The sequence below is a fragment of the Chromobacterium sp. CV08 genome (assembly GCF_051129845.1).
Lineage (GTDB): Bacteria > Pseudomonadota > Gammaproteobacteria > Burkholderiales > Chromobacteriaceae > Chromobacterium.
Genome location: NZ_CP150453.1, coordinates 3126581 through 3148412 on the forward strand (window position 1 = coordinate 3126581; position 21832 = coordinate 3148412).

At 65.3% G+C, this 21832-nt stretch carries 21 protein-coding genes and 1 pseudogene; 10 read left to right on the top strand and 12 right to left on the bottom strand.

Annotated features, from left to right (window positions below):
* The first annotated feature begins 46 nt into the window (after positions 1 to 46).
* Positions 47 to 1237, top strand: coding sequence for a 2-methylaconitate cis-trans isomerase PrpF (gene prpF / locus WNM05_RS14575; RefSeq protein ID WP_434627980.1), 1191 nt, complete (start codon positions 47 to 49; stop codon positions 1235 to 1237).
* A gap of 199 nt (positions 1238 to 1436) precedes the next feature.
* Positions 1437 to 1787 carry a cupin domain-containing protein gene (locus WNM05_RS14580; RefSeq protein WP_434627983.1) on the top strand — a complete coding sequence of 117 codons (351 nt, stop codon included), beginning with the start codon at positions 1437 to 1439 and terminating at the stop codon, positions 1785 to 1787.
* Between the two features lie 20 nt (positions 1788 to 1807).
* On the opposite strand, the gene WNM05_RS14585 is transcribed toward WNM05_RS14580, so the two are convergent.
* On the bottom strand, positions 1808 to 2884 hold the full coding sequence (locus WNM05_RS14585; protein ID WP_434627986.1) for an NAD(P)-dependent alcohol dehydrogenase: 1077 nt from the start codon (positions 2882 to 2884) through the stop codon (positions 1808 to 1810).
* Positions 2885 to 3163: 279 nt separating this feature from the next.
* On the opposite strand from WNM05_RS14585, the gene WNM05_RS14590 reads away from it, so the two are divergent.
* The 3 genes from WNM05_RS14590 (at position 3164) to dapA (ending at position 5462) form a co-directional block, all read left to right on the top strand.
* Positions 3164 to 4036, top strand: coding sequence for a DMT family transporter (locus WNM05_RS14590; RefSeq protein WP_434627988.1), 873 nt, complete (start codon positions 3164 to 3166; stop codon positions 4034 to 4036).
* A gap of 54 nt (positions 4037 to 4090) precedes the next feature.
* Complete coding sequence (locus WNM05_RS14595; RefSeq protein WP_434627990.1) at positions 4091 to 4480, top strand: lysozyme inhibitor LprI family protein; 390 nt, start codon at positions 4091 to 4093, stop codon at positions 4478 to 4480.
* A 79-nt stretch (positions 4481 to 4559) separates the two neighbouring features.
* Positions 4560 to 5462, top strand: coding sequence for a 4-hydroxy-tetrahydrodipicolinate synthase (dapA, locus tag WNM05_RS14600; RefSeq protein ID WP_434627993.1), 903 nt, complete (start codon positions 4560 to 4562; stop codon positions 5460 to 5462).
* A gap of 71 nt (positions 5463 to 5533) precedes the next feature.
* Here the strand turns inward: dapA and WNM05_RS14605 are convergent, their stop codons facing one another.
* Positions 5534 to 6034, bottom strand: coding sequence for a YajQ family cyclic di-GMP-binding protein (locus WNM05_RS14605; RefSeq protein WP_434627996.1), 501 nt, complete (start codon positions 6032 to 6034; stop codon positions 5534 to 5536).
* Positions 6035 to 6163: 129 nt separating this feature from the next.
* On the opposite strand from WNM05_RS14605, the gene WNM05_RS14610 reads away from it, so the two are divergent.
* Both WNM05_RS14610 and WNM05_RS14615 read left to right on the top strand, forming a co-directional pair.
* Positions 6164 to 6796, top strand: coding sequence for a LysE family translocator (locus tag WNM05_RS14610; RefSeq protein WP_434627999.1), 633 nt, complete (start codon positions 6164 to 6166; stop codon positions 6794 to 6796).
* Between the two features lie 70 nt (positions 6797 to 6866).
* Positions 6867 to 7385, top strand: a complete 519-nt coding sequence (locus tag WNM05_RS14615) for a DUF1993 domain-containing protein (RefSeq protein WP_434628001.1) — start codon at positions 6867 to 6869, stop codon at positions 7383 to 7385.
* 109 nt (positions 7386 to 7494) lie between these two features.
* Here the strand turns inward: WNM05_RS14615 and WNM05_RS14620 are convergent, their stop codons facing one another.
* The 5 genes from WNM05_RS14620 to WNM05_RS14640 form a co-directional block, all read right to left on the bottom strand.
* Positions 7495 to 7698 (bottom strand): DUF2788 domain-containing protein, encoded by a 204-nt coding sequence (locus WNM05_RS14620; protein WP_101708684.1) that lies wholly within the window; start codon positions 7696 to 7698, stop codon positions 7495 to 7497.
* 46 nt (positions 7699 to 7744) lie between these two features.
* Entirely contained in the window at positions 7745 to 8614 is an 870-nt protein-coding gene (locus WNM05_RS14625; protein ID WP_434628004.1) for a DMT family transporter, read from the bottom strand.
* A 65-nt stretch (positions 8615 to 8679) separates the two neighbouring features.
* Positions 8680 to 9906, bottom strand: coding sequence for an argininosuccinate synthase (locus WNM05_RS14630; protein ID WP_434628007.1), 1227 nt, complete (start codon positions 9904 to 9906; stop codon positions 8680 to 8682).
* Positions 9907 to 9956: 50 nt separating this feature from the next.
* Positions 9957 to 10880 (bottom strand): ornithine carbamoyltransferase, encoded by a 924-nt coding sequence (gene argF / locus WNM05_RS14635; RefSeq protein WP_434628010.1) that lies wholly within the window; start codon positions 10878 to 10880, stop codon positions 9957 to 9959.
* A 190-nt stretch (positions 10881 to 11070) separates the two neighbouring features.
* Positions 11071 to 13029: an aminotransferase class I/II-fold pyridoxal phosphate-dependent enzyme gene (locus WNM05_RS14640; RefSeq protein ID WP_434628013.1), complete on the bottom strand. Its 1959-nt coding sequence runs from the start codon at positions 13027 to 13029 to the stop codon at positions 11071 to 11073.
* Positions 13030 to 13182: 153 nt separating this feature from the next.
* Here WNM05_RS14640 and dinG point away from each other — a divergent pair, with 153 nt between their 5' ends.
* From dinG to WNM05_RS14655, 3 genes and pseudogenes are all read left to right on the top strand, one after another.
* Positions 13183 to 15303 carry an ATP-dependent DNA helicase DinG gene (gene dinG / locus WNM05_RS14645; RefSeq protein WP_434628016.1) on the top strand — a complete coding sequence of 707 codons (2121 nt, stop codon included), beginning with the start codon at positions 13183 to 13185 and terminating at the stop codon, positions 15301 to 15303.
* A gap of 117 nt (positions 15304 to 15420) precedes the next feature.
* A pseudogene (locus WNM05_RS14650) lies at positions 15421 to 15708 on the top strand (DUF3579 domain-containing protein); the annotation flags it as partial.
* Positions 15709 to 15905: 197 nt separating this feature from the next.
* Positions 15906 to 17084, top strand: a complete 1179-nt coding sequence (locus WNM05_RS14655; RefSeq protein WP_434628019.1) for a porin — start codon at positions 15906 to 15908, stop codon at positions 17082 to 17084.
* A gap of 64 nt (positions 17085 to 17148) precedes the next feature.
* On the opposite strand, the gene WNM05_RS14660 is transcribed toward WNM05_RS14655, so the two are convergent.
* From WNM05_RS14660 to WNM05_RS14680, 5 genes are all read right to left on the bottom strand, one after another.
* Positions 17149 to 17922, bottom strand: coding sequence for an endonuclease (locus WNM05_RS14660; protein WP_434628022.1), 774 nt, complete (start codon positions 17920 to 17922; stop codon positions 17149 to 17151).
* A 180-nt stretch (positions 17923 to 18102) separates the two neighbouring features.
* Complete coding sequence (locus WNM05_RS14665) at positions 18103 to 20100, bottom strand: M13 family metallopeptidase (RefSeq protein ID WP_434628025.1); 1998 nt, start codon at positions 20098 to 20100, stop codon at positions 18103 to 18105.
* Between the two features lie 75 nt (positions 20101 to 20175).
* The gene (locus WNM05_RS14670; RefSeq protein WP_434628028.1) at positions 20176 to 20598 is read right to left on the bottom strand and encodes an ExbD/TolR family protein; all 423 of its coding nucleotides are present in this window, start codon (positions 20596 to 20598) and stop codon (positions 20176 to 20178) included.
* A gap of 10 nt (positions 20599 to 20608) precedes the next feature.
* Positions 20609 to 21055 (bottom strand): ExbD/TolR family protein, encoded by a 447-nt coding sequence (locus tag WNM05_RS14675; protein WP_434628030.1) that lies wholly within the window; start codon positions 21053 to 21055, stop codon positions 20609 to 20611.
* A gap of 6 nt (positions 21056 to 21061) precedes the next feature.
* A complete protein-coding gene (locus tag WNM05_RS14680; protein WP_434628033.1) occupies positions 21062 to 21811 on the bottom strand; it encodes a MotA/TolQ/ExbB proton channel family protein in 750 nt (249 codons plus the stop codon).
* Positions 21812 to 21832: the final 21 nt, after the last annotated feature.

The window sequence follows — 21832 nt, forward strand, 5'->3', positions numbered from 1 at the left end:
CGGCCGGCAGCAGCCGGCCGTTCAACAAAGAAACAGGACGGACCGCATGACTCACCCAGCCCAGATCCGCATCCCCGCCGCTTATATGCGCGGCGGCACCAGCAAGGGCGTGTTCTTCCGGCTGCAGGACCTGCCGGAGTCCGCGCGGCAGCCCGGCGCGGCGCGCGACGCGCTGCTGCTGCGCGTCATCGGCAGCCCGGACCCGTACGGCAAGCAGATAGACGGCATGGGCGGCGCGACGTCCAGCACCAGCAAGACCGTCATCGTATCGAAATCATCGCAGCCGGATCATGACGTCGACTACCTGTTCGGCCAGGTCGCCATAGACAAGGCCTTCGTCGACTGGAGCGGCAACTGCGGCAACCTGTCCGCCGCCGTCGGCCCGTTCGCCATCGCCGGCGGACTGATAGACGCGGCGCGCATTCCGGACAACGGCGTCTGCACCGTGCGCATCTGGCAGGCCAATATCGCCAAGACCATCATCGCCCATGTGCCGATCCGCGACGGCCAGGTGCAGGAGACCGGCGACTTCGAGCTGGATGGCGTCACCTTCCCCGCCGCCGAGGTGCAGCTGGAATTCCTGGACCCGGCCGACGACGGCGAAGGCGACGGCGGCGCGATGTTCCCGACCGGCAATCTGGTCGACACGCTGGAGGTGCCCGGCGTCGGCGCCTTCCCCGCCACGCTGATCAATGCCGGCATCCCCACCATCTTCGTCAACGCCGCCGACATCGGCTACACCGGCGCCGAGCTGCAGGACGCGATCAACGGCGACCCGGCTGCGCTGGCGCGCTTCGAGACGATACGCGCCCACGGCGCGCTGAGGATGGGGCTGATCAACAGTCTGGACGAGATCGCCAGCCGCCAGCACACGCCGAAGATCGCCTTCGTCGCGCCGCCGGCCGACTACCTCGCCTCCAGCGGCAAGCCGGTGCACGCCGCCGACATCGACCTGCTGGCGCGGGCGATGTCGATGGGCAAGCTTCATCACGCGATGATGGGCACGGCGGCAGTGGCGATCGGCACCGCCGCCGCGGTGCCCGGCACGCTGGTCAATCTGGCGGCCGGCGGCGAGGCGCGCCAGGCGGTGCGTTTCGGCCATCCGTCCGGCACGCTGCGCGTCGGCGCCGAGGCGCGGCTCATCGATGGCGAGTGGACGGTGGCCAAGGCCATCATGAGCCGCAGCGCCCGCGTGCTGATGGAAGGCTGGGTGCGGGTGCCCGGCGACGCGTTCTGACATTCCGCCTTGCGATGAAAAAGGATGCCGCGGCATCCTTTTTTTTCATTGCCCCTCCCCTTTTTCGCCTCCGCGCCGGCCACTTCGACACCGGCTGTGGGATAATGACGGCAGGCATTCACGCAGGCCGCGCGCATCCCGGAATCATCCGGCCCCGCGCCGCGTCATGCCGACCGTCCATCCCCGGAAAGCCCAAGCCATGAACAGCCCCGCCCCGATACTGACCGCCTCCGACGACTGGCACTGGAGCCCGACGCCCTACCCCGGCGTGGACTTCACCTGGTTGCGCCGCAACCCGGACGGCGGCGGCTCGGCGCTGCTGAAGCTGGCCAAGGGCGCGAAGCTGCCGCTGCATCGCCATCCCGGCTCCGAACAGGTCTTCGTCACCGCCGGCCGGCTGAGGATAGGCGAGCACGTGCTGGGCAAGGGCGACCACCTGTTCATCGACGCCGAAGTGCCGCACGCGGTCGAGGCGCTGCAGTCCGCCGTCTACCTGACGCTGTCGGAAAGCGGCGGCGTGGAGCTGCTGGAGCCGGATCAGGCAGGCTGAACCGGCCGCGCATCGAGCGCTCAGAACGGCTTGACGGCCACCTTCAGCACGCCGTCTCGCTGGTGCGAAAACAGATCGTAGGCTTCGACGATGCGGCCCAGCGGATAGCTGTGGGTCACCAGCGGCGCCAGGTCCAGCCGTTCGCTCTCCAGCACGTTCATCAGCCGCCGCATCCTCTCCTTGCCGCCCGGGCACAGCGAGGACACGATCTTCTTGTCGCCGAGGCCGGCGTTGAACGCGTCCAGCGGAATTCTCAGATCGCTGGAATACACGCCCAGGCTGGACAAGGTGCCGCCGGGCTTCAGTATCCGCAGCGCGGATTCGAAGGTGCCCTGGGTGCCCAGCGCCTCGATCGCGGAATCGACGCCGCGGCCGCCGGTCAGCTTCAGGATTTCCGAGACGACGTCCACCTGGCGGAAATTCAGCGTCACGTCAGCGCCCAGCCGCCGCGAGATGTCCAGACGCTCGTTCAGGCCGTCGACCGCGATGATGCAGGACGCGCCGCGCAACCTGGCGCCGGCCACCGCGCACAGGCCTATCGGCCCCTGGGCGAACACCGCCACCACGTCGCCTATCTTGATATTGGCCGCCTCGGCGCCGGAAAAGCCGGTCGACATGATGTCGGGGCACATCAGCACCTGCTCGTCGCTGAGTCCGTCAGGAATCGGCGCCAGATTGGCCTGGGCATCCGGCACCAGCAGGTATTCGGCCTGGGCGCCGTCTATGGTGTTGCCGAAGCGCCAGCCGCCCATCGGCTTGTAGCCGTGGCACTCGCAGCCGCCGTCCTGCGACGGATAGCCGTCCTGGCAGCCATAGGAGGTGAAGCTGGGGCAGATCGCGCCGGCGATCACCCGCTGGCCCTCGCGGTATCCGCGGACCCCGGCGCCCAGCTTCTCGATCACCCCGACCGGCTCGTGGCCTATCGTCAGGCCGGAGGCCACCGGATACTCGCCTTTCAAGATGTGCACGTCGGTGCCGCAGATGGTCGTCGTGGTGACGCGCAGCAGCGCGTCGCCGGGTCCGACCGCCGGAATCGGCTTTTCCCTGAGTTCTATCCTGCCGGGCGCGACGAATACCGCCGCCTGCATGCTGTTCATGGCTGCCTCCTGTCGTGACGGAACCCGCCCGGCCATGGCCGGCGGCCGGCTCCGGGATGAAAACCAGACCCGTCTCCCACTAGGCCGCAATATCGCGGCGCCGGCAACTGCCCGGTCGGTCGATGGCGGCCGCGCATGACCTGGATCAAATGATGTGTGGCCGGACGGCCATGCGCGCCCCGCCGCGGACCGTCGAAACCGCGCCGTTGATGTAACAACTGGTTTACAATCATCGGCCTCACGTAAAATATCTTCATATAGAACAAAAGAGAGACATCGATGAATCCAGCGATGCTTTACGCGCTCGCCGCGATCGCCATGTGGGCATCCGTCGCCACCCTCAGCGCCCTCACCCACACGCTGCCGCCGTTCTTCGTCGCCGGCGTCGGCCTGATCCTGGGCAGCCTGCCGACGCTGCGCCGCATACGCGAATGGAAGGTCCCGCCCAAGGTCTTCGCCAACGGGGTCTACGGCATCTTCGGCTTCTACTTCTTCCTGTTCAACGCCTACCGCCTGGCGCCGGTGATGGAAGCCACCGTGCTCAGCTATGTCTGGCCGCTGTTGATGGTGCTGCTGTCGCCGCTGCTGCTGCCGGGCACCCGGCTCGGCGCCAACCACATCGTCGGCAGCCTGCTCGGCTTCGCCGGCGCCGCGCTGATCGTCACTGGCGGCCAGCTGTCGCTGTCGCTGTCGCTGTCGGCCCTGCCCGGCTACCTGATGGCGCTCGGCGCCGCCGTGGTCTGGGCCAGCTACAGCCTGTTCACCCGCCGCCTGCCGGCCTGCCCGGACAACGCCGTTGGCGGCTTCTGCCTGGCATCCGGCATGCTGGCGATGGCGCTGCACTTCGCCGCCGAGCCGGCGGCCCACCCGTCCGCCCCGCAATGGCTGATCATCGCCGTGCTCGGCCTGCTGCCGATGGGCGCGGCCTTCCTGTGCTGGAACCGGGCGGTGACGCTGGGCGATCCGCGCCGGATCGGCGCGCTGGGCAACGCCACTCCGCTGCTGTCGACGCTGATGCTGGCGGCCTCCGGCCAGGCCAGCCTGAACGGCGCGGCGGCGCTGGCCATCGCGATGATAGTCGGCGGCGCCGCGCTCGGCAGCGTCCCGCCGGAGCGACTGCGCTTGCTGCTTCGCCCCTTGCGCCGCGCCTGAGCGGAACGACGGCGCCGGGTTATAATCGCCGCATCCCCAACCGGAGATCACGCGATGAAGACCCGCTTTGCCGTTCTGCTGGCGCTGCTTGCGGCCAGCCATGCCGCGCAGGCCGAAGACGACCCCTGCAAGGACGCGAAAAACACCCAGGAAACCAATGAGTGCATGCAGCGGCAGTTCGACGGCCAGGACAAGTTGCTGAACCAGCGTTACCGATTGCTGCTGCAGAAACTGCGCGACAGCGAGGAGGCCGCCTCCGGCAAGGACAAGCCGTCGACGATGCTGATCCAGGCGCAGCGCAAATGGATCGCCTACCGCGACGCGGACTGCGACACCAAGTACCGCATCTACCAGGACGGGACGATACGCAACGCCGTCTACCTCGGCTGCAAGATCGAGCGCACCGAACAGCGCATCAAGGAACTGGACCCGCAGAACTGGTGAGCGGATCGGTTCCCCCTCCCCGGCGCCGGGGAGTATCATGGCCCCCTAATCTTTAAATAGAACTAAAAAAGGGGCCGACATGGCAAAACACTGGGGCAAGGTGCTGACCGCGATGGTCACGCCGTTCGACGGCGACGGCCGGCTGAATCTGGACATGGCCTGCTCGCTGGCGCGCCGCCTGGCGGACGACGGCAGCGACGGCCTGGTGCTGGCCGCCACCACCGGCGAGGCGCCGGCCCTGGCCGACGACGAGCGCTTCGAGCTGATACGCGCCGTCAGCGAGGCCGTCACCATTCCGGTGCTGGCCGGCACCGGCAGCAACGACACCCGCCACGCGCTGGCGATGACGGCCAGGGCCGAGGCGGCCGGCGCCGCCGGCGTCCTGCTGGTCTCCCCGTATTACAACCGTCCGCCGCAGGCCGGCATCGAGGCCCACTTCCGCGCGCTGGCCGCCGCCACCCGGCTGCCGGTGATGCTGTACGACGTGCCCGGCCGCACCGGCCGCCGCGTCGCCCACGACGTATTGCTGCGGCTGTTCCGCGAGGTGGACAATATCGTCGCCTTCAAGGACGCCACCGGCGACGTCGCCGCCGCCGCCCGGCTGGTGGCCGAGGCCGGCGCGCATTTCGAGCTCTATTCCGGCGACGACGCGCTGACGCTGCCGTTGCTGGCCGTCGGCGCCGTCGGCGTCGTCGGCACCTCCACGCACTGGACCGGCCCGGAGTTCGCCGCGATGATCGCCGCCTTCGAAACCGGCGACGTCGCCCGCGCCCGCGCGATCAACGCCGCGCTGCAAGCGTCCTTCGCCTTCTCCAACACCGACGAATCGGTGTATTCGATGTCGGTGAAGGCGATGCTGCGCAGCCAGGGACTGGCCGTCGGCGAGTGCCGGCTGCCTCTGCCGACGGCGCCGGCCGGCGTCGAAACCCGGGCCGCCGAGACATGGCGCGCGCTGCTGGCCTGGCGCACCGGTCGGCGCTGAGCGGCCGCAGGCGATGAAAAAAGGAGACCCGGGGTCTCCTTTTTCATGACCGCGGCGCCTCGCGGCGGGCGTCAGTCGCGGAAGTTGTTGAACTGCAGCGGCGCGCCGTTTTCCAGATCGTTGGCGATATCCTTCTTCAGCAGCGCGATCGCCTCCTGCAGCACGTCGCGCTTGGCGCCGGACACCCGTACCGCCTCGCCCTGTATGCTGGCCTGTACCTTCATCTTGGAGTCCTTCAGCAGCTTGACGATTTTCTTCGCCAGATCGCCGTCCAGGCCCTCCTTGATCTTCAGCACCTTCTTCACCTTGTTGCCGGACACTTTTTCCAGCTTGCCGTAATCCATGCTGCGCACGTCGACGCTGCGCTTGGACAGCTTGTTCACCAGGATGTCGTTGACCTGGTCCAGCTGGAATTCGGTGTCGGCGAACAGCGTCACTTCCTTGTCGTTGAATTCGATCCGGGCGTCGCTGCCCTTGAAATCGTAGCGGGTGGAGACCTCCTTGTTGGCCTGATCCAGCGCATTGCGCACTTCCACTTTATTCACTTCGGAAACGACATCAAAAGACGGCATAAAACTATCCTCGAAAATAAACAGCCGAATTCTAGTTGCGCCCTCGCCGCTTGTCACCCGGCAAGCCATTGCCAAAACCGCCGCGGCTATGGTGTGATCGAGGACAATCGCATCCCAAGGACCCGTGCAATGCTCGTCACCCTGCCCCAAATGGCCGCCTTCCTCGCCGCCGCCATGCTGATCACGCTGTCCCCCGGACCGGACAATCTGATGGTGTTGAGCCAGGGCATCTCGCGCGGCCGGCGCCAGGGCATGGCCTTCGGCCTGGGTTGCGCGCTGGGTTGCCTGAATCACACGCTGCTGGCGGCGCTGGGCGTCAGCGCGCTGATCGCCGCCTCGCCGCCGGCCTTCGCCGCGTTGAAGCTGGCCGGCGGCGCCTACCTGGTCTACCTGGGCTGGGGCGCGATCCGCAGTCCGGGCGCCAGTTTCCAGGCCGACGGCGCCGCCGGCCACCAAGGCTCGCTGGCGGCCACCTTCCGCCGCGGCCTGATCGCCAACGCGATCAATCCCAAGGTGGTGCTGTTCTTCCTGGCCTTCCTGCCGCAATTCGTCAATCCGGCCCAGGGCCCGGTCGGCCTGCAGACCGCCGTCCTGGGCACGCTGTTCACGCTGCAGGGCGCGGCCATCTTCGGCGCGCTCGGCTATTTCTCCGGCCACGTCGGCCAATGGCTGGCCAGAAGCCGCAAGGCCAGCCAGTGGCTGGACCGCGCCGCCGGGGCCATCTTCATCTCGCTGGGCCTGCGGCTGATCCTGGCGCGCTGAGCGGATGACAGTGCCGGCAATCGGCGCTATAAGTGACGATACCACTCAAATCGAACGACAGGAGCCATCGATGAGCGCCACCCTCTATCCGATGTCGTTGCCGGTGCTGGAGCGCGGCCTGAACAATCTGGCCGCCATACTGCGCAAGGCCGAGACCGACGCCGAGGCGCGAAAGATCGCGCCGGAAGTCCTGCTGAACGCCAGGCTGGCGCCGGACATGTTCCCGCTGCTGCGCCAGGTGCAGATCGTCAGCGACACCGCCAAGGGCTGCGCCGCCCGCCTGGCCGGCGTCGAGGTGCCGAGCTTCGCCGACGACGAGCAAAGCTTCGGCGAGCTGCTGCAACGGATTGCCAAGACGCTCGATTTCATCGGCGCGATACGGCCGGAGCAATTGGCCGACGCGGCGGACCGCGAGGTGGTGCTGAAGCTGCGCGGCGAGGAAGTCCGCTTCGACGGCCAGAGTTATCTTAGCCTGTTCGTGCTGCCCAATTTCTATTTCCACCTGACCGCAGCCTACGGCATTCTGCGCCACAACGGCGTGCCGCTGGGCAAGACCGACTACCTGGGCGGCCTGCCTGCGAAGCGCTGACAAGGCCGACGATCCGGCGTTGCGCCTCCTTGTCCGGCGATTCGGCCAGCGTTTCCCGAGCGCCAAAGACCAAGCCCCGCATCCGCGGGGCTTTTGACGATCGCGCCGGTTATTTGCGCAGCAGGAACTCGGCCAGGATGTTCTTGAACACAAAGCCGCTGACGCCGAAACCCAGCACCAGGAACAACACGATCATGCCGGTCTTGCCGGCCTTGGACTTCTTGCCCAGATCCCAGATGATGAAACCCATGAACAGGATCAGGCCGGTCAGACAGACCACCAGCGAAACATCGGTGAATTGCTCTTCGGACACGCTATCAACCCCCGCCTGCCCCGCTCCCGGCGCGAGGCTTGTTTGATCAACGGGAGCGGCCGCCGCGCAATACCAGGGCGACGCCCGCCGCAGCCAGTACGATACCCCCCATCGCCAGCGGGCTCAAGCGCTCGTCGAACAGCCACCAGGCCTGCAGCGCGGTCAGGCCCGGCACCAGATACAGATAGGCCGCCACCCGCCCTACCTCGCCGTCGCGCAGCATGCGCAGCAACAACAGGATGGCCAGCACCGACAGCATCAGCACGCTCCAGCCCAGCGCGAAGACGAAGCGTCCGCTCCACTCCACCGCCTGATGCCGCTCGAAGACCAGCGCCAGCGCGCCGGTGATGACAAAAGCCGACAGGTATTGATGGAAGGCGCCGGTCAGCGGATGCCCGCCCTGGCCGCGGCGCTTCTGATACAGCGTGCCCGCGGTGATCAGCAGCAGCGCGGCCACGACGAAGGCGACGCCAGCGCCGCCGGCCAGCGCCAGGCCCTTGCCGCCGGCGATCACCAGCGTGGTGCCGGCCAGCCCCAGCAGCAAGCCCAGCCATTGCGGCGGCGCGAAGCGCTGCTCGCCCATCCGCCACGCCAGCAAGGCGGTCAACAACGGCTGCAGGCCGACGATCAGCGCCGCCAGGCCGGCCGGCACGCCCAGCTTGATCGCGGCGAACAGGCCGCCCAGATAGCCGGCGTGCAGCATGCCGCCGCTCGCCCACTGCCGCCGCGCCTGCGCCAGCGTCGGCCAGCCGGGCCGCAGCACGGCGATCAGCCCGGCGAAGCACAGCAGCGTCAGCGCCATGCGGATGGCGAGGAAGGTGAACGGCCCGCAATACGGCAGGCCCAGCTTGGCGCCGATGAAACCGGTGCTCCATAGCAGCACAAACACCCAGGGAATCAACAGACTGACGCGCACACCGCCCTCCCAAACAATGAAAAATGGCGGCCAGCGGCCGCCATCTCGGCTCAAGATCGATCGCGTCAGCCGCGCTTGGCCCGCGCGTTCGCGGCGATGCGCATCCGCAGCGCGTTCAGGCGGATGAAGCCGGCCGCGTCGGCGTGGTTGTAGGCGCCGCCGTCCTCGTCGAAAGTGGCGATGGTCGGGTCGAACAGCGAGTCGGTCTTCGACTCGCGGCCGACAACGATCACATTGCCCTTGTACAGCTTCAGCCGCACCCAGCCGTTCACCGTCTGCTGCGACGCGTCTATCGTCTGCTGCAGCAGCTTGCGCTCCGGGCTCCACCAGTAGCCGGTATAGATCAGCTGCGCGTATTTCGGCATCAGCTCGTCCTTCAGGTGGGCGACCTCGCGGTCCAGCGTGATCGATTCGATCGCGCGGTGCGCCTTCAGCATGATGGTGCCGCCCGGCGTCTCGTAGCAGCCGCGCGACTTCATGCCCACATAGCGGTTCTCTACGATGTCCAGCCGGCCGATGCCGTGCTTGTTGCCCAGGCGGTTCAGCTCGGTCAGCACGCCGGCCGGACTCAGGGCCTGGCCGTTGACGGCGATGATGTCGCCGTTGCGGTATTCCAGCTCGACGTATTCGGCCTGGTCCGGCGCGTTCTCCGGGCTGACGCTCCACAGCCACATGTCCTCTTCCGGCTCCCGCGCCGGATCTTCCAGCACCGTACCCTCGTAGGAGATGTGCAGCAGATTGGCGTCCATCGAGTACGGGCTGCCGCCGTTCTTCTTCTTGCTGATATCGATGCCGTGGGCCTCGGCGTAGGCCAGCAGCTTCTCGCGGGACAGCAGGTCCCACTCGCGCCACGGCGCGATCACCTTGACGTCGGGCTTCAACGCGTAATAGCCGAGCTCGAAACGCACCTGGTCGTTGCCCTTGCCGGTCGCGCCGTGCGATACGGCATCGGCGCCGACCTGCTTGGCGATCTCGATCTGGCGCTTGGCGATCAGCGGGCGCGCGATCGAGGTGCCCAGCAGGTATTCGCCTTCATAGATGGTGTTGGCGCGGAACATCGGGAACACGTAATCGCGAACGAACTCCTCGCGCAGGTCTTCGATGAAGATGTTCTCCGGCTTGATGCCGAGCGACACCGCCTTCTGGCGCGCCGGCTCGACCTCCTCGCCCTGGCCGATGTCGGCGGTGAAGGTCACCACCTCGCAACGGTACTCGTCCTGCAGCCACTTCAGGATCACCGAGGTGTCCAGCCCGCCGGAATACGCCAAAACCACTTTTTTGATGTCAGACATTGCTTCTCTTCCCACTGAATTAGTTTGCCAATCGCCTGCCGGGCCGGACCTCAGTCCTCGCGGTGTCCCAGCAGCAGATATTCGATCAGGGCCTTCTGCACGTGCATGCGGTTTTCGGCCTCGTCCCAGACCACGCTCTGCGGGCCGTCCATCACCTCGGCCGAGACCTCCTCGCCGCGGTGCGCCGGCAGACAGTGCATGAACAGCGCTTCCGGCTTGGCGTGGCGCATCAGCTCGGCCGTCACCTGGTAGCCGTCGAAGGCTTCCAGCCGCGCCTTCTGCTCGGCCTCGTAACCCATGCTGGTGAAGACGTCGGTGACGATGATGTCGGCGCCGTGCGCCGCCCGCGCCGGATCCTGGGTCAGCTCCAACACATCCGAACCATAATGGTGGCCATCCAGCGCCTTGAGCTCATAGCCTATCGGCGAGGCCACCCTCAGCTTGAAGCCGAGCACGGCTGCCGCCTGCAGCCAGGTCCGGCACACATTGTTGCCGTCGCCTATCCAGGCCACGGTCCTGCCCTTGATCGAACCGTGCCGCTCGACATAGGTGAAGATGTCGGCCAGCACCTGGCACGGGTGGTATTCGTTGGTCAGGCCATTGATCACCGGCACCCGCGAATGCGCGGCAAGCCGCTCGACCTGGCGCTGTTCGAAGGTGCGGATCATGATGATGTCGCTCATCCGGGACAGCACGCGCGCGGTGTCCTCTATCGGCTCGCCACGGCCGATCTGCGAGCTCTTGGTGTCCAGGAACATCGCGTGGCCGCCCAGTTGCGCCATACCGGCCTCGAAGGAGGCCCGGGTGCGGGTGGAGTTCTTTTCGAACACCATGGACATCACCTTGCCGACCAGCGGCCGGTGCAGCTCTCCGGCGCCTTGTCGTCGCTTCAGGACCCGGCTTCGCTCGAAGAGATGGTGGTACTCGTCGGGAGTGAGGTCGCTGAACTGCAGGTAATGCCTAACGGACGTCATGATGCTCCAATCAAAAAAAGAAGCCGTTGCGCGTGTAACACCGGAAGGTGGTTTCATGCGCAACGGCACATTACTACACGCTGGTCTCAAGTCACTTTACAGATGTCGCAGCTCGTAAAAGACATGGGCATGATTTACAGAAATGCGACATTTGTTATATTTATCGGAAATCGCCGGCGCTGACAAGCACTCAATTGCATAAAGCGCGACCGGGCAGTTCCGCCAGTTCCTGCGGCCTCAGCACGCGCAGGAAGAATTCGCCGCCGTCCTCGGCCAGACCATGCATTTCTATCGTCTTCTGCGTCTTCTGCAGCCGGGCGAGATAGGCCAGGATGGTGTCGTCGACCACCTGTCCCGGCACCAGCACCGGGATGCCGGGCGGATACGGCACGATCTGGTCGCAGCTGATGCGTCCGGCCAGCGCGGCGTTCGGACGGCCGTCGTCGTCCAGCAGCGGCAGTCGTTCGCCGGCCTCGTAGAAGGCGTCGCGCGGCAGGCAGGCCAGCCGGCTGAAATGCGGAATCTCCGGCATCCGGCCCAACGGCCGCGCCGGCCTCCCCTCCTTGGCCAGCCTCAGCATCGCGTCGTGCAACCTCGACAGCTTGCTGCGGGTCGTGCCTATCGTCAGCAGCAGCGTGATGGTGTTGAACGTCGATTTCTCCACCTGGATGTTGTAGCGCTCGAACAGCGCCTGCTGCAATTCGTCGGCGGTGAAGCCCGAGCCGCTGAAGTCGACGGTCAGCTTGGTCGGGTCGAGCCGGATGCCGTCCTCCCGGACCTCCTCCGGCAGCAGATCCTCCAGTTCCAGCACGCGGAAGGCGCCGGTGGAGTTGATCTTGTCGCGCAACTCCTGCGCCAGCTTCAAGGTGCGGTCCAGCAGGCGGTAGCCCTCGGTCACCGCCTGCTTGCGCGCCACGTCCAGGCTGGCGATCAGGCTGTACTGCGGGCTGGTCGACGCGTGCATATTGAAGTTTTCGCGGAACAGGTGCTCGTCGAAGCGCGGGTCGTTGACGTGGATCATGCTGGCCTGCGAGAACGCCGACAGCACCTTGTGCGTGCTTTGCGTCACGTAGTCGGCGCCGGACTCCAGCGCCGTCGGCCGGAAGGCCGGATGAAAACGGGCGAAGCCGTACCAGGCCTCGTCGACGATCACCTTGATGCCCTTCGCCCGCGCCGCCTCGACGATGGGCTTCAGATCGTAGCGCAGGCCGTCGTAGGTACATGAAGTCAGGATCAGCACCCTGGCGTCGGGGTTGGCCTCGATCGCGTCGAAGATGGTGGTCTTGGGCACCGGGCCGAAGATGCCGTAGCGGCGGTTGACCGACGAATCCAGATATACCGGCAACGCGCCGGACAGGATGACGCCGTGATGGACCGATTTATGGCAGTTGCGGTCCAGCAGCAGCTTGTCGCCGGGCGCCAGCAGCGTCTGGAAGATCACCTTGTTCGACGTCGACGTGCCGTTGGTGGCGAAATAGGTCTTGCGCGCGCCGAAGGCCTTGGCCGCCAGCATCTGCGCCTCGGCGATGACGCCGGTCGGATGCAGCAGCGAGTCCAGCATCGGCACCGACACCGACAGATCGGCGCGCAACAGGTGCTCGCCGACGAAGTCGTGGAAGTCGCCGACCCACGGGCTGCCCTTCAGCGAGTCGCCGCCGGAATGGCCCGGCGTATGCCAGGAATCCTTGGCCATCCGCACATACTGCTTCAACCTGTCGTAGAACGGCGTCGCCGACTTTTCCGCCAGTTCCGCCACCAGGATGCGGAACCAGCCGTTGAAATCGGCCTCGTCGCGGTAGAAATAGCCGTCGACCGCGTGGCTGGCCAACTGCTCGACCAAGGCCCGCTCGTCGTCGTCCCGCAGGAAGACGTAGAGCGAAATTTCCGGGCGGAAATCGCTGATGCGGTTCGCCAGCTGGCCGGCGGCCTCGCCGCTGGCGGTGCCCTTCAGTTGCCTGTCGACCAGGACCACCTGCACTTCGCCGTCTCGGGCGATCAGGTCCATCGTTTCCGCCGTGGCGCCGGCCGGAACGAAAGTCAGGCCAAACGGATTCTCCAGCCGCACCGCGGCGGCTCCCAGGCCGGCCAGCACTTCGGCCTGCCATGTCACATCGTCGCTGACCACGACAACGCGGCTAACGGGTTTCATGACGGTTTCTCCTCTTGCTGTTTGCGGCGCACTTGTTTTTAGCGTCTGTCCGGACGTACGCGCTGTTTCTTGTTTGACGCCTATCCTATCCACATCTGGTGGGCGCCGTCATTATGCAGGCGCACATCGGTCGCATACGGTACAATCGCGGCCATGCTGACCGATGCCGAAAAAGACGCCATTCGCGACCATTACCGCGCCATTTCCGACCGACTGCCGGGCTTCCGCCCGCGCGCCGCGCAGCGGCGCATGCTGGCCGAAATCGCCAACGCGCTGTCGCGCGCCCAGGAAAAGGTCGGCGACGACTGGCCCGAGCGTCACGGCGAAAGCATCGTCGTCATCGAGGGACCGACCGGCGTCGGCAAGAGCCTGGCCTATCTGCTGGCCGGCGGCGTGATGGCGCGCGCGCGCGGCAAGAAGCTGGTGGTCACCAGCGCCACCGTCGCGCTGCAGGAACAGCTGGTCAACCGCGACCTGCCCTTCGTCGTCGAGAACAGCGGCCTGCCGCTGAGCTTCGCGCTGGCCAAAGGCCGCGGCCGCTATCTGTGCCCTTACCGCCTGTACGGCCTGACCGCCCAGCATGCGCAGCAAAGCCTGCTGCAGCCGGACCCGATGATGGCGCTGTGGGACCACAAGCCGGAACAGGCGGAGCTGGACGCGCTGAACGCGATGGCCGACGCCTTCCACCAGCGCAAGTGGAACGGCGACCGCGACAGCTGGGACGTCGTGCTCGAGGACGGCCTGTGGTCGCGCGTCACCAACGACAGGCACGGCTGCCTGAAGACCGCCTGTCCGAACCGCGTCGAATGCCCGTTCTACCTGGCTCGCGACACGCTGGAAAATGTCGACGTGGTGGTGGCCAACCACGACCTGATGCTGGCCGACGTCTCCATGGGCGGCGGCGTCATCCTGCCGTCGCCCGAGGAAAGCTTCTACTGCATAGACGAGGCGCACCACCTGGCGAAGAAGGCGATCAACCAGTTCGCCGCCGAGCATTCGCTGGCCCAGGCGCTGGGCTGGCTGGACAAGGTCGGCGCGGTGGTCGTCCACGCCGAGGCGCATACCGGCAAGGCCGAGCTGGCCAGCAATGCGATAGACTCGGCCGCCGCCTGCGTCGAAACGCTGACCGAATGGCAATGGCTGCTCGGCAGCGAGGACGCGCTGGCCGCCAGCAGCGACAACCTGGAACCGTCCTGGCTGATAGAGGACGGCGTGCTGCCGGAACGGCTGAAGGCCTCGGCCGCCAATATGGCCATCTCCGCCCGCGCGCTGTCGAAGCAGCTCGACGATATGGGCAATGCGCTGTCCGAGGCCCGCAAGGACAAGAGCGACGGCGACCTGGACAAGACCGCCACCGAACTGGGCTTCCTGATCGGCCGAGCCGAGCAACTGAGCGCGGTCTGGGATTTGTTCGATACCGAAACCCCTGAAAACGCGCCGCCTATCGCCAAATGGATCACCCGCCGCGCCGAGGGCAAGGGCGACTACCTGTTCTCGGCCTCGCCGGTCAGCGCCGCCGCCAGCCTGGCCGCGACGCTGTGGCGCCGCGCCGCCGGCGCCATCCTGACTTCGGCCACGCTGCGCTCGCTCGGCGACTTCGAACTCTTGCTGTCGCAGACCGGCTTGAAGTGGCTGCCCCAGGTCAACTGCCTGGCGCTGGATTCGCCGTTCAATTTCGACGAGCAGGGCGAACTCTACCTGCCGCCGCTGCTGGCCAGTCCGAAGGACCCCGGCGGCCATACCCGCGAGATCATAGAATGGCTGCCCAAGCTGATCGACCTGTCCGAGCCCGTCGGCACCCTGGTGCTGTTCTCGTCTCGCAAGCAGATGCAGGAAGTGGCGGCCGGCCTGCCGGCGACGCTGAGGGAAAGGCTGCTGATCCAGGGCGAAATCCCGAAACGGACGCTGCTGGACAGCCACCACCAACGATTGAAGGAGCAGCAGGCCAGCGTGATTTTCGGCCTCGATTCGTTTTCGGAAGGGCTGGACCTGCCCGGCGAGAGCTGCGTCCACGTCATCATCGCCAAGCTGCCGTTCGCGATGCCCGACGACCCGGTCGGCAAGACGCTGTCGCGCTGGATAGAGAAACGCGGCGGCAACCCCTTCATCGAACTGACGGTGCCGGAGGCGTCGATCAAGCTGGTCCAGGCCGTCGGCCGGCTGATCCGCACCGAGCGCGACTACGGCCGCGTCACCATACTGGACAACCGCCTGACCCGGCAGAGTTACGGCAAAAAGCTGCTGGCTTCGCTGCCGCCATTCAAGCGCATATGATTTTCAGGTATGATCACAAAACTTTCGCATTAGCAAAAAACGCCGGCCCACAAAAAACGCCTTAGCAGCGACTACAAAACAGGCTACACCAAAAGCAAACACACTGGTTCCACCGCCATGATCTGCAATCCGTACGAAATCGTGATCCAGGGACTCACCTCCGAGGGTCGCACCTTCCGCCCCAGCGACTGGGCAGAACGCCTGGCCGGCATTCTGGCCTCCTTCGACACCAATCAACGCCTGTCCTACCACGCCTTCGTCCGTCCGATGCTGCTGGAAGGCGTGCGTTGCGTCGCCGTAGACAAGAAGCTGGAAAAGATTCACCCGCAGATCTTCCAGTTCCTGATGGCCTTCGCCAAGGACAATGACTTGCGCGTTGTCGATTGTCGGACACTAATAGACGAAATCTACCCGAACAAGTTTTCGGCATAATTGCAACAGGCGTCGCATTATTGCCACGCCCAACGGCCAGTTTGGAAACACTCCCGTCATATTCTGTGGTTAAACTAAGACAAGTTGTGAAGCAGCCGTGCGTAAGTCGTTAAGTTGACACGGAACTTCACTGCTTCGCCACAGAACCTCGACTTGACTGGAGTTCCATCATGCAAAAGAAGAATCTGGCAGCCATCGTTGCATCGCTGTTCATCGTCCCGGTCGCGGCCCACGCCGACGTCACCATCTACGGCTTCATCAGCGGCGGCATCGAGTCCGCCAAGGCCACCGGCTCCACCACCAGCCAATACAGCTCCCGCACCCGCGTGGTCGATGAGAACTCCCGCATCGGCTTCAAGGGCTGGGAAAGCCTGGGCGGCGGTACCAAGGCGATCTGGCAGGTTGAAAGCAGCCTGCGCAACTTCGAGCAGGGCGGCACCAACGACAAAGCCCAAAGCGCCACCTTCGCGACCCGCAACACCTTCGTCGGCATCGACAACACCGATGTCGGCCGCTTTCTGATCGGCCAGAACGACTCCGCCTACAAAGTATTCACCGGCAGCAGCAACTCCGCGCTGGGCACCGACGTCTTCGTCAACACCACCGCCGACAACTTCAGCTCCAGCTCGGTCAACAGCCGCGGCGAAGCGCGTCTGGCCAACTCCATCCACTGGTTCTCGCCGAACTGGGCCGGCTTCACGCTGGGCGGCTCCTGGGGCGTCGACGAAGCTCGCGTATCCGGCAATGACTCCAAGCGCATCTCGCTGGGTCTGGGCTACAACTGGGGCGGCCTGAATGTTGCGACCGCCTGGGATCGTCAATACGACTTGGCAGTCAAAGCCAACACCAACAGCTACAACACGTCCAGCACCAATGACCCGGCCGTACTCAGCCTGAACTCCGGCAAGAATGTCAGCTTCTACAGCATCGCCGCCAGCTACAAGTTCGACTTCGGCACCTTCATCGGCGGCAACTACGAATGGGGCACCTTCGACCAGGTCGGCGGCGGCCAGGTCAAGCAGGATGACTGGCTGATCGCGCTGGGCCAGGACTTCGGTCCCGCCTCGGTCAAGCTGTCCTACGGCCAGCTGGGCGCGCTGAAGAACGTCGGCGCCGGTGTCAACGGCGACGACTACAAGGCCAAGCAATGGGCGCTGGGCGGCTACTACAATCTGTCCAAGTCCACCCAGCTGCTGGCCTACTACACGAAGATCACCAACAACCGTCTGGCCAAGGCGAACTTCGCCAACAACCCGATCTACGATACCGGCCTGGGCACCAAAGATGCCAGCCTGACCGCCGGCAACAGCCCGCAAGCCTTCGGCGTCGGCATGAAGGTCTCCTTCTAAGCCAGCCCTTGGCTCAAGCAAAACGCCACGGCATGCCGTGGCGTTTTTTTCATCCGGCGCAAGCTCAGCCGCAGAGCTGCCCCAACGCCTCCGGCCGCGACACCAGGAAATTCCCCTCCCCCTGCCACTGCACGATGCGCCGGTCGCGCTGGCGCTCCCATTCGTCGACCGGATATTGCCGTGCCCATGCGCACATCAGCTTGCGGTCCTGCTCGCTGATGCGCAGACCGTAGCGCTGGTGCATGTACAGCGTGATCCTCGCCGCGGCGCCGCGGACTTCCTCGCGCGGCTGGAAACGTTTCCGCTGGAAATCGACCAGTGAACGGCACTGGCCGTAAATCGGACGCGGATGGGCCGTCCAGGCGCCATAGGAGAAATTGGCGCGATCGCCGTTGACTTCGCCGACCGCCGGCACCAGATTGTTCAGATCGCCCTCCGCCATCCGGAACAGCGCGTCGCGGTCCCCGCAGGCCTTGCGGCCGCCCTGTTGCCAGCACTGCCGCTGATGGCCGAGCACCCAGGCCGGCACCACGTGCTCCCACTCGATCCGGCTGGCACGAGTCTCCGACTTTCGCGGACGGTATCCGCAGGACCGCCAGTCCACCGCCTTGTCCCGATAAGTGCAGCCGCAATAGAAGTCGACTTCCATGCCGGAATAGATGCGCGGCAGGATGCGCTTGGCCGCGGCGAAATCGCGATGGCCGACCTCCTTGGCGCCTTTGACCAGGACCGCGGGCCGGATGGCCTCCGCCTCGGTCGATGGCTGCCGCCCGCCGCCCGCCCCGGACAGCACCGCCTCGCCCCACTCCGCCAGACGCCGCACTTCTGCGGACTTCACCAAAGTCTCGGCCTGCCTGGAATCGCAAGCCGACAACACCATTATGCTAACAAGGGAAAATATCAATCTACGCATTGATCGGAGTCTAAAGAATTCACCCCGATACGGCAATATTGTTGCCCGACAAGCGAAAAGCCCGCGCCGGAAACCGGCGCGGGCTTTAGCGCAAGGCCTCGCCGCTTACCAGATGCGGATGCGTTGCGCCTCGGGCTTGTACATCTTGTCGCCCGACTTGACGCCGAAAGCCTGCTGGAAGGCATCGCTGTTGGACGCGGCGCCGATCGCGCGGAAAGCCTCCGGCGAATGCGGATCCGATACCAGCCGCGCCAGCAGGGCCTCGTCTCTGGCCTTGCCGCGCCAGATTTGAGCGAAACCGTAGAAGAAGCGCTGATCGCCGCTCATGCCGTCGATCACCGGGGCCGGCTTGCCGCCCAGCGACAGCTGGTAAGCCTTGTAGGCGATCTGCAAGCCGGCGTTGTCGGCGATGTTCTCGCCCAGCGTCAGCTGGCCGTTCACATGCTTGCCCGGCAAGGGCTCGTAAGCGTCGTACTGCGCAACCAGCTTGCTGGTCAGCTCGTGGAAGCGCGCCTTGTCCTCGGCGGTCCACCAGTCGCGCAGATTGCCGTCGGCATCGAACTGGCTGCCCTGGTCGTCGAATCCATGACTGATTTCATGGCCGATCACCGCGCCGATGCCGCCGTAGTTGGCGGCGTCGTCGGCCTCGACGCTGAAGAACGGCGGCTGCAGGATGGCGGCCGGAAAGACGATTTCGTTCTGGCTCGGGTTGTAATAGGCATTGACGGTCTGCGGCGTCATGCCCCATTCGGTCCTGTCCACCGGCTTGCCCAGATGCGACAGCTGCCACTGGTATTCGAAGCGGCCGGAGCGCCTGACGTTGCCGACGAGATCGTCGGCCTTCAGCTCCAGACCGGAGTAGTCGCGCCAGCGGTCCGGATAGCCGATCTTCAGCATGTATTTGGACAGCTTGTGCTGGGCCGCCTGCTTGGTGGCCGGCCCCATCCAGGACAGGCCGTCTATGCTCTGGTGGTAGGCCGTCATCAGATTGGCCACCAGCTGCTGCATCTTCTGCTTGTTCTCCGGCGGGAAATACTTGGCGACGTAAAGCTGCCCCAGCGCCTCGCCCAGCGAACCTTCGACCAATTGCACGCCGCGCTTCCAGCGCGGGCGTTGCTCCTTCGCCCCGGACAAGGCCTTGCCGTAGAAGTCGAAGCGGGCATCTCCCAGCGCCTTGTCCAGATACGGCGCGTAGCCGTCCAGCGTGTGCGCGATCAGATAATCCTGCCATACGAGCAGCGGCTCCTTCTGCAACAGCCCGGCCAGGCCTTTGACATATTCGGGCTGATCGACGTTGAACAGGCCCGGATCGGCGATGCCGGCCGCGGCGAAGAAGCCATGCCAGTCCAGCTTAGGCGCCAGCTTGCCCAGCTGGGCCAGCGTCATCTTGTTGTAGCGCTTCTGCGGATCCCGGTTCTCCACCCGGCTGCGCTGCAGCTGGGCCAGCTTGGTTTCCAGCGCCATCACCCGCTTGGCGCGCTTTTCCGGCTGGGCATAGCCGGCCAGGCGGAACAGCCGTTCGAGATAGCCCTGATAGGCGGCTCTGGCCTTGGCGAAACGCGCGTCCTTGCCCAGATAGTAGTCGCGGTCCGGCATCGCCAGGCCGCTCTGCGACAGCTCCGGCAGATAGGCGGTGGCATCCTTGGCGTCTATGCCCACCTCCAGCGCCAGCGGCAGCCTGACATTGGCCGACTGCCAGCCGCCGAGCAGACGCAGCAGTTCGCCGCGGCCGGACAGCATGGTCACCGCCTGCAATTCCGGCTCCAACGGCTGCAGACCCTTCTTGTCCGCCGCCGCCTCATCCATGAAGCTCGCATACAGGGCGGCGATACGCTGCTCGTTGCCGCCGGCCTGGATCGAGGCCGCCTCGATCAGGCCGCGGCTGCGCGCCTCGCTCAGATCGCGCAACTCCTTGAACGCACCTTCCCACGACTCGGTCGGCGGAATCTCGTGGGTATCCAGCCACTTGCCGTTGACCGCCAGATAGATATCGTCCTGCGGACGGATGCTGCGGTTGAAGTTGCCCGTATCGATGCCGGACAGCCCGTGGCCCCAAGCCTGGCCGGCCAGCAGCAGGGCCAGCGCCAACGCCTTTATTTTCATCTGTTGTTTCTCCATGACATGCGGTGAAAAGAAAGGCAGCCAGTGGCTGCCTTTCCGGTCGGGTCGAAAACCGCGTTACTGCACGAACTGCTCCGATCCGACGATGCCCAGCTTCGTCAGGCCCAGCCGCTGCGACTCCGCCAGCACCATCGCCACCGGCGCGTAACTCGCATCCTTGTTCGGCTTGATGTGCAATTCCGGCTGCGGATCAGACTTCCCCGCCGCCGACAGCTTCGACTCCAGCGCCTCACGACTCGACAGACGCTCGCCGTTCCACAACACCGCATTGTCCGGCGCAATGTCTATCTGCACCACCACCGGCTTCACCAGCGGCTTCGACGGCGTGTTCTGCGGCATGTCCAGCTTCACCGCGTGCGTCTGGATCGGTATCGTGATGATCAACATGATCAGCATCACCAACATCACGTCGATCAGCGGCGTGGTGTTGATCTCCATCATCAGATCGTCTTCACCGGACGACCCCACGTTCATCGCCATGATCCCTCTCCTACTCGCTCGCGCCGCCCGGACTCGGCGGCTCCGTGATAAACGCGATCTTCACGATCCCCGCCTGCTGCACCGCCAGCACGATGCGACCTATCGGCGCGTACTTCGCCGTCGCGTCCCCACGGATGTGCACCTCCGGCTGCGGATCCTTCTTCGCTTCCTTCACCAGACGCGTCAGCAACTCCGCCTGATCCTTCACCGGCGTCATGTTCCAGTAAATCCGGCTGTCCGGCCCCACGCCCAGCACCACATTCTCCGGCTTCGTCTGCGTCGGAATGTTCTGCTCTTTCGGCAGCGTCATCTTCACCGTCTGCGTCACCACCGGCACCGTGATCAGGAAGATGATCAGCAGCACCAGCATCACGTCCACCAGCGGCGTGGTGTTGATCGCCGACAGCACCTGGTCCTCTTCCACCCGGCCGTGCCCTATTCGCTTGTATCGGGCCATCGCTGATTACCGCGTCGGGTTGTTCAGCAGGCTGGCGTGCAGACGGCCTGACACCACTCGCACATTGTCCAGCACCAGCTTGTTGCGGCGCACCAGCCAGTTGTAACCCAGCACCGCCGGCACCGCCACCGCCAGACCGATCGCCGTCATGATCAGCGCCTCGCCCACCGGACCCGCCACCTTGTCGATCGACGCCTGACCCGACGTGCCGATCTTCACCAGCGCGTGGTAAATGCCCCAGACCGTACCGAACAGACCGACGAACGGCGCCGTCGAACCCACCGTCGCGATCACCGACAGACCGTTCTGCATGTGGTGGCTCGCCGAATCCACCGCGTCCGAAATCGCCATCGCCACCCAGGTGTTCAGATCCACCCGGTTCGCCAGCTCGCCCTTGTGCTCGCCCGCCGCCTCGATGCCGGCCTGCGCCACCGCGCTATACATCCCTTCATCCGCCAGTTCGCTGGCGGCCTTTTGCAGCTCCACCCCGTGGTGGGCCAGCAATTCATGCCCCTGCTTGATCAGGCGGCGTTGTTCCAGCAGCTTGACGATGCCCACATACCACGTCGAAGCGGACATGATCAGCAGAATGATCAGCGTGCCCCGCGCCACGAAGTCGCCTTGCGACCACAGCGCGTCTATGCCGTACGGATTCGAAGTGCTCACGGTCTCCGCCGCCAGCGCCGGCAGCGCCGCGCCGATCAGCGCAGCCGCGCTCAATGCTTTGCCCAGAATGGATAGTGTGGTCTTGCTCATGGTATTGCTCCTTTGTGTCTT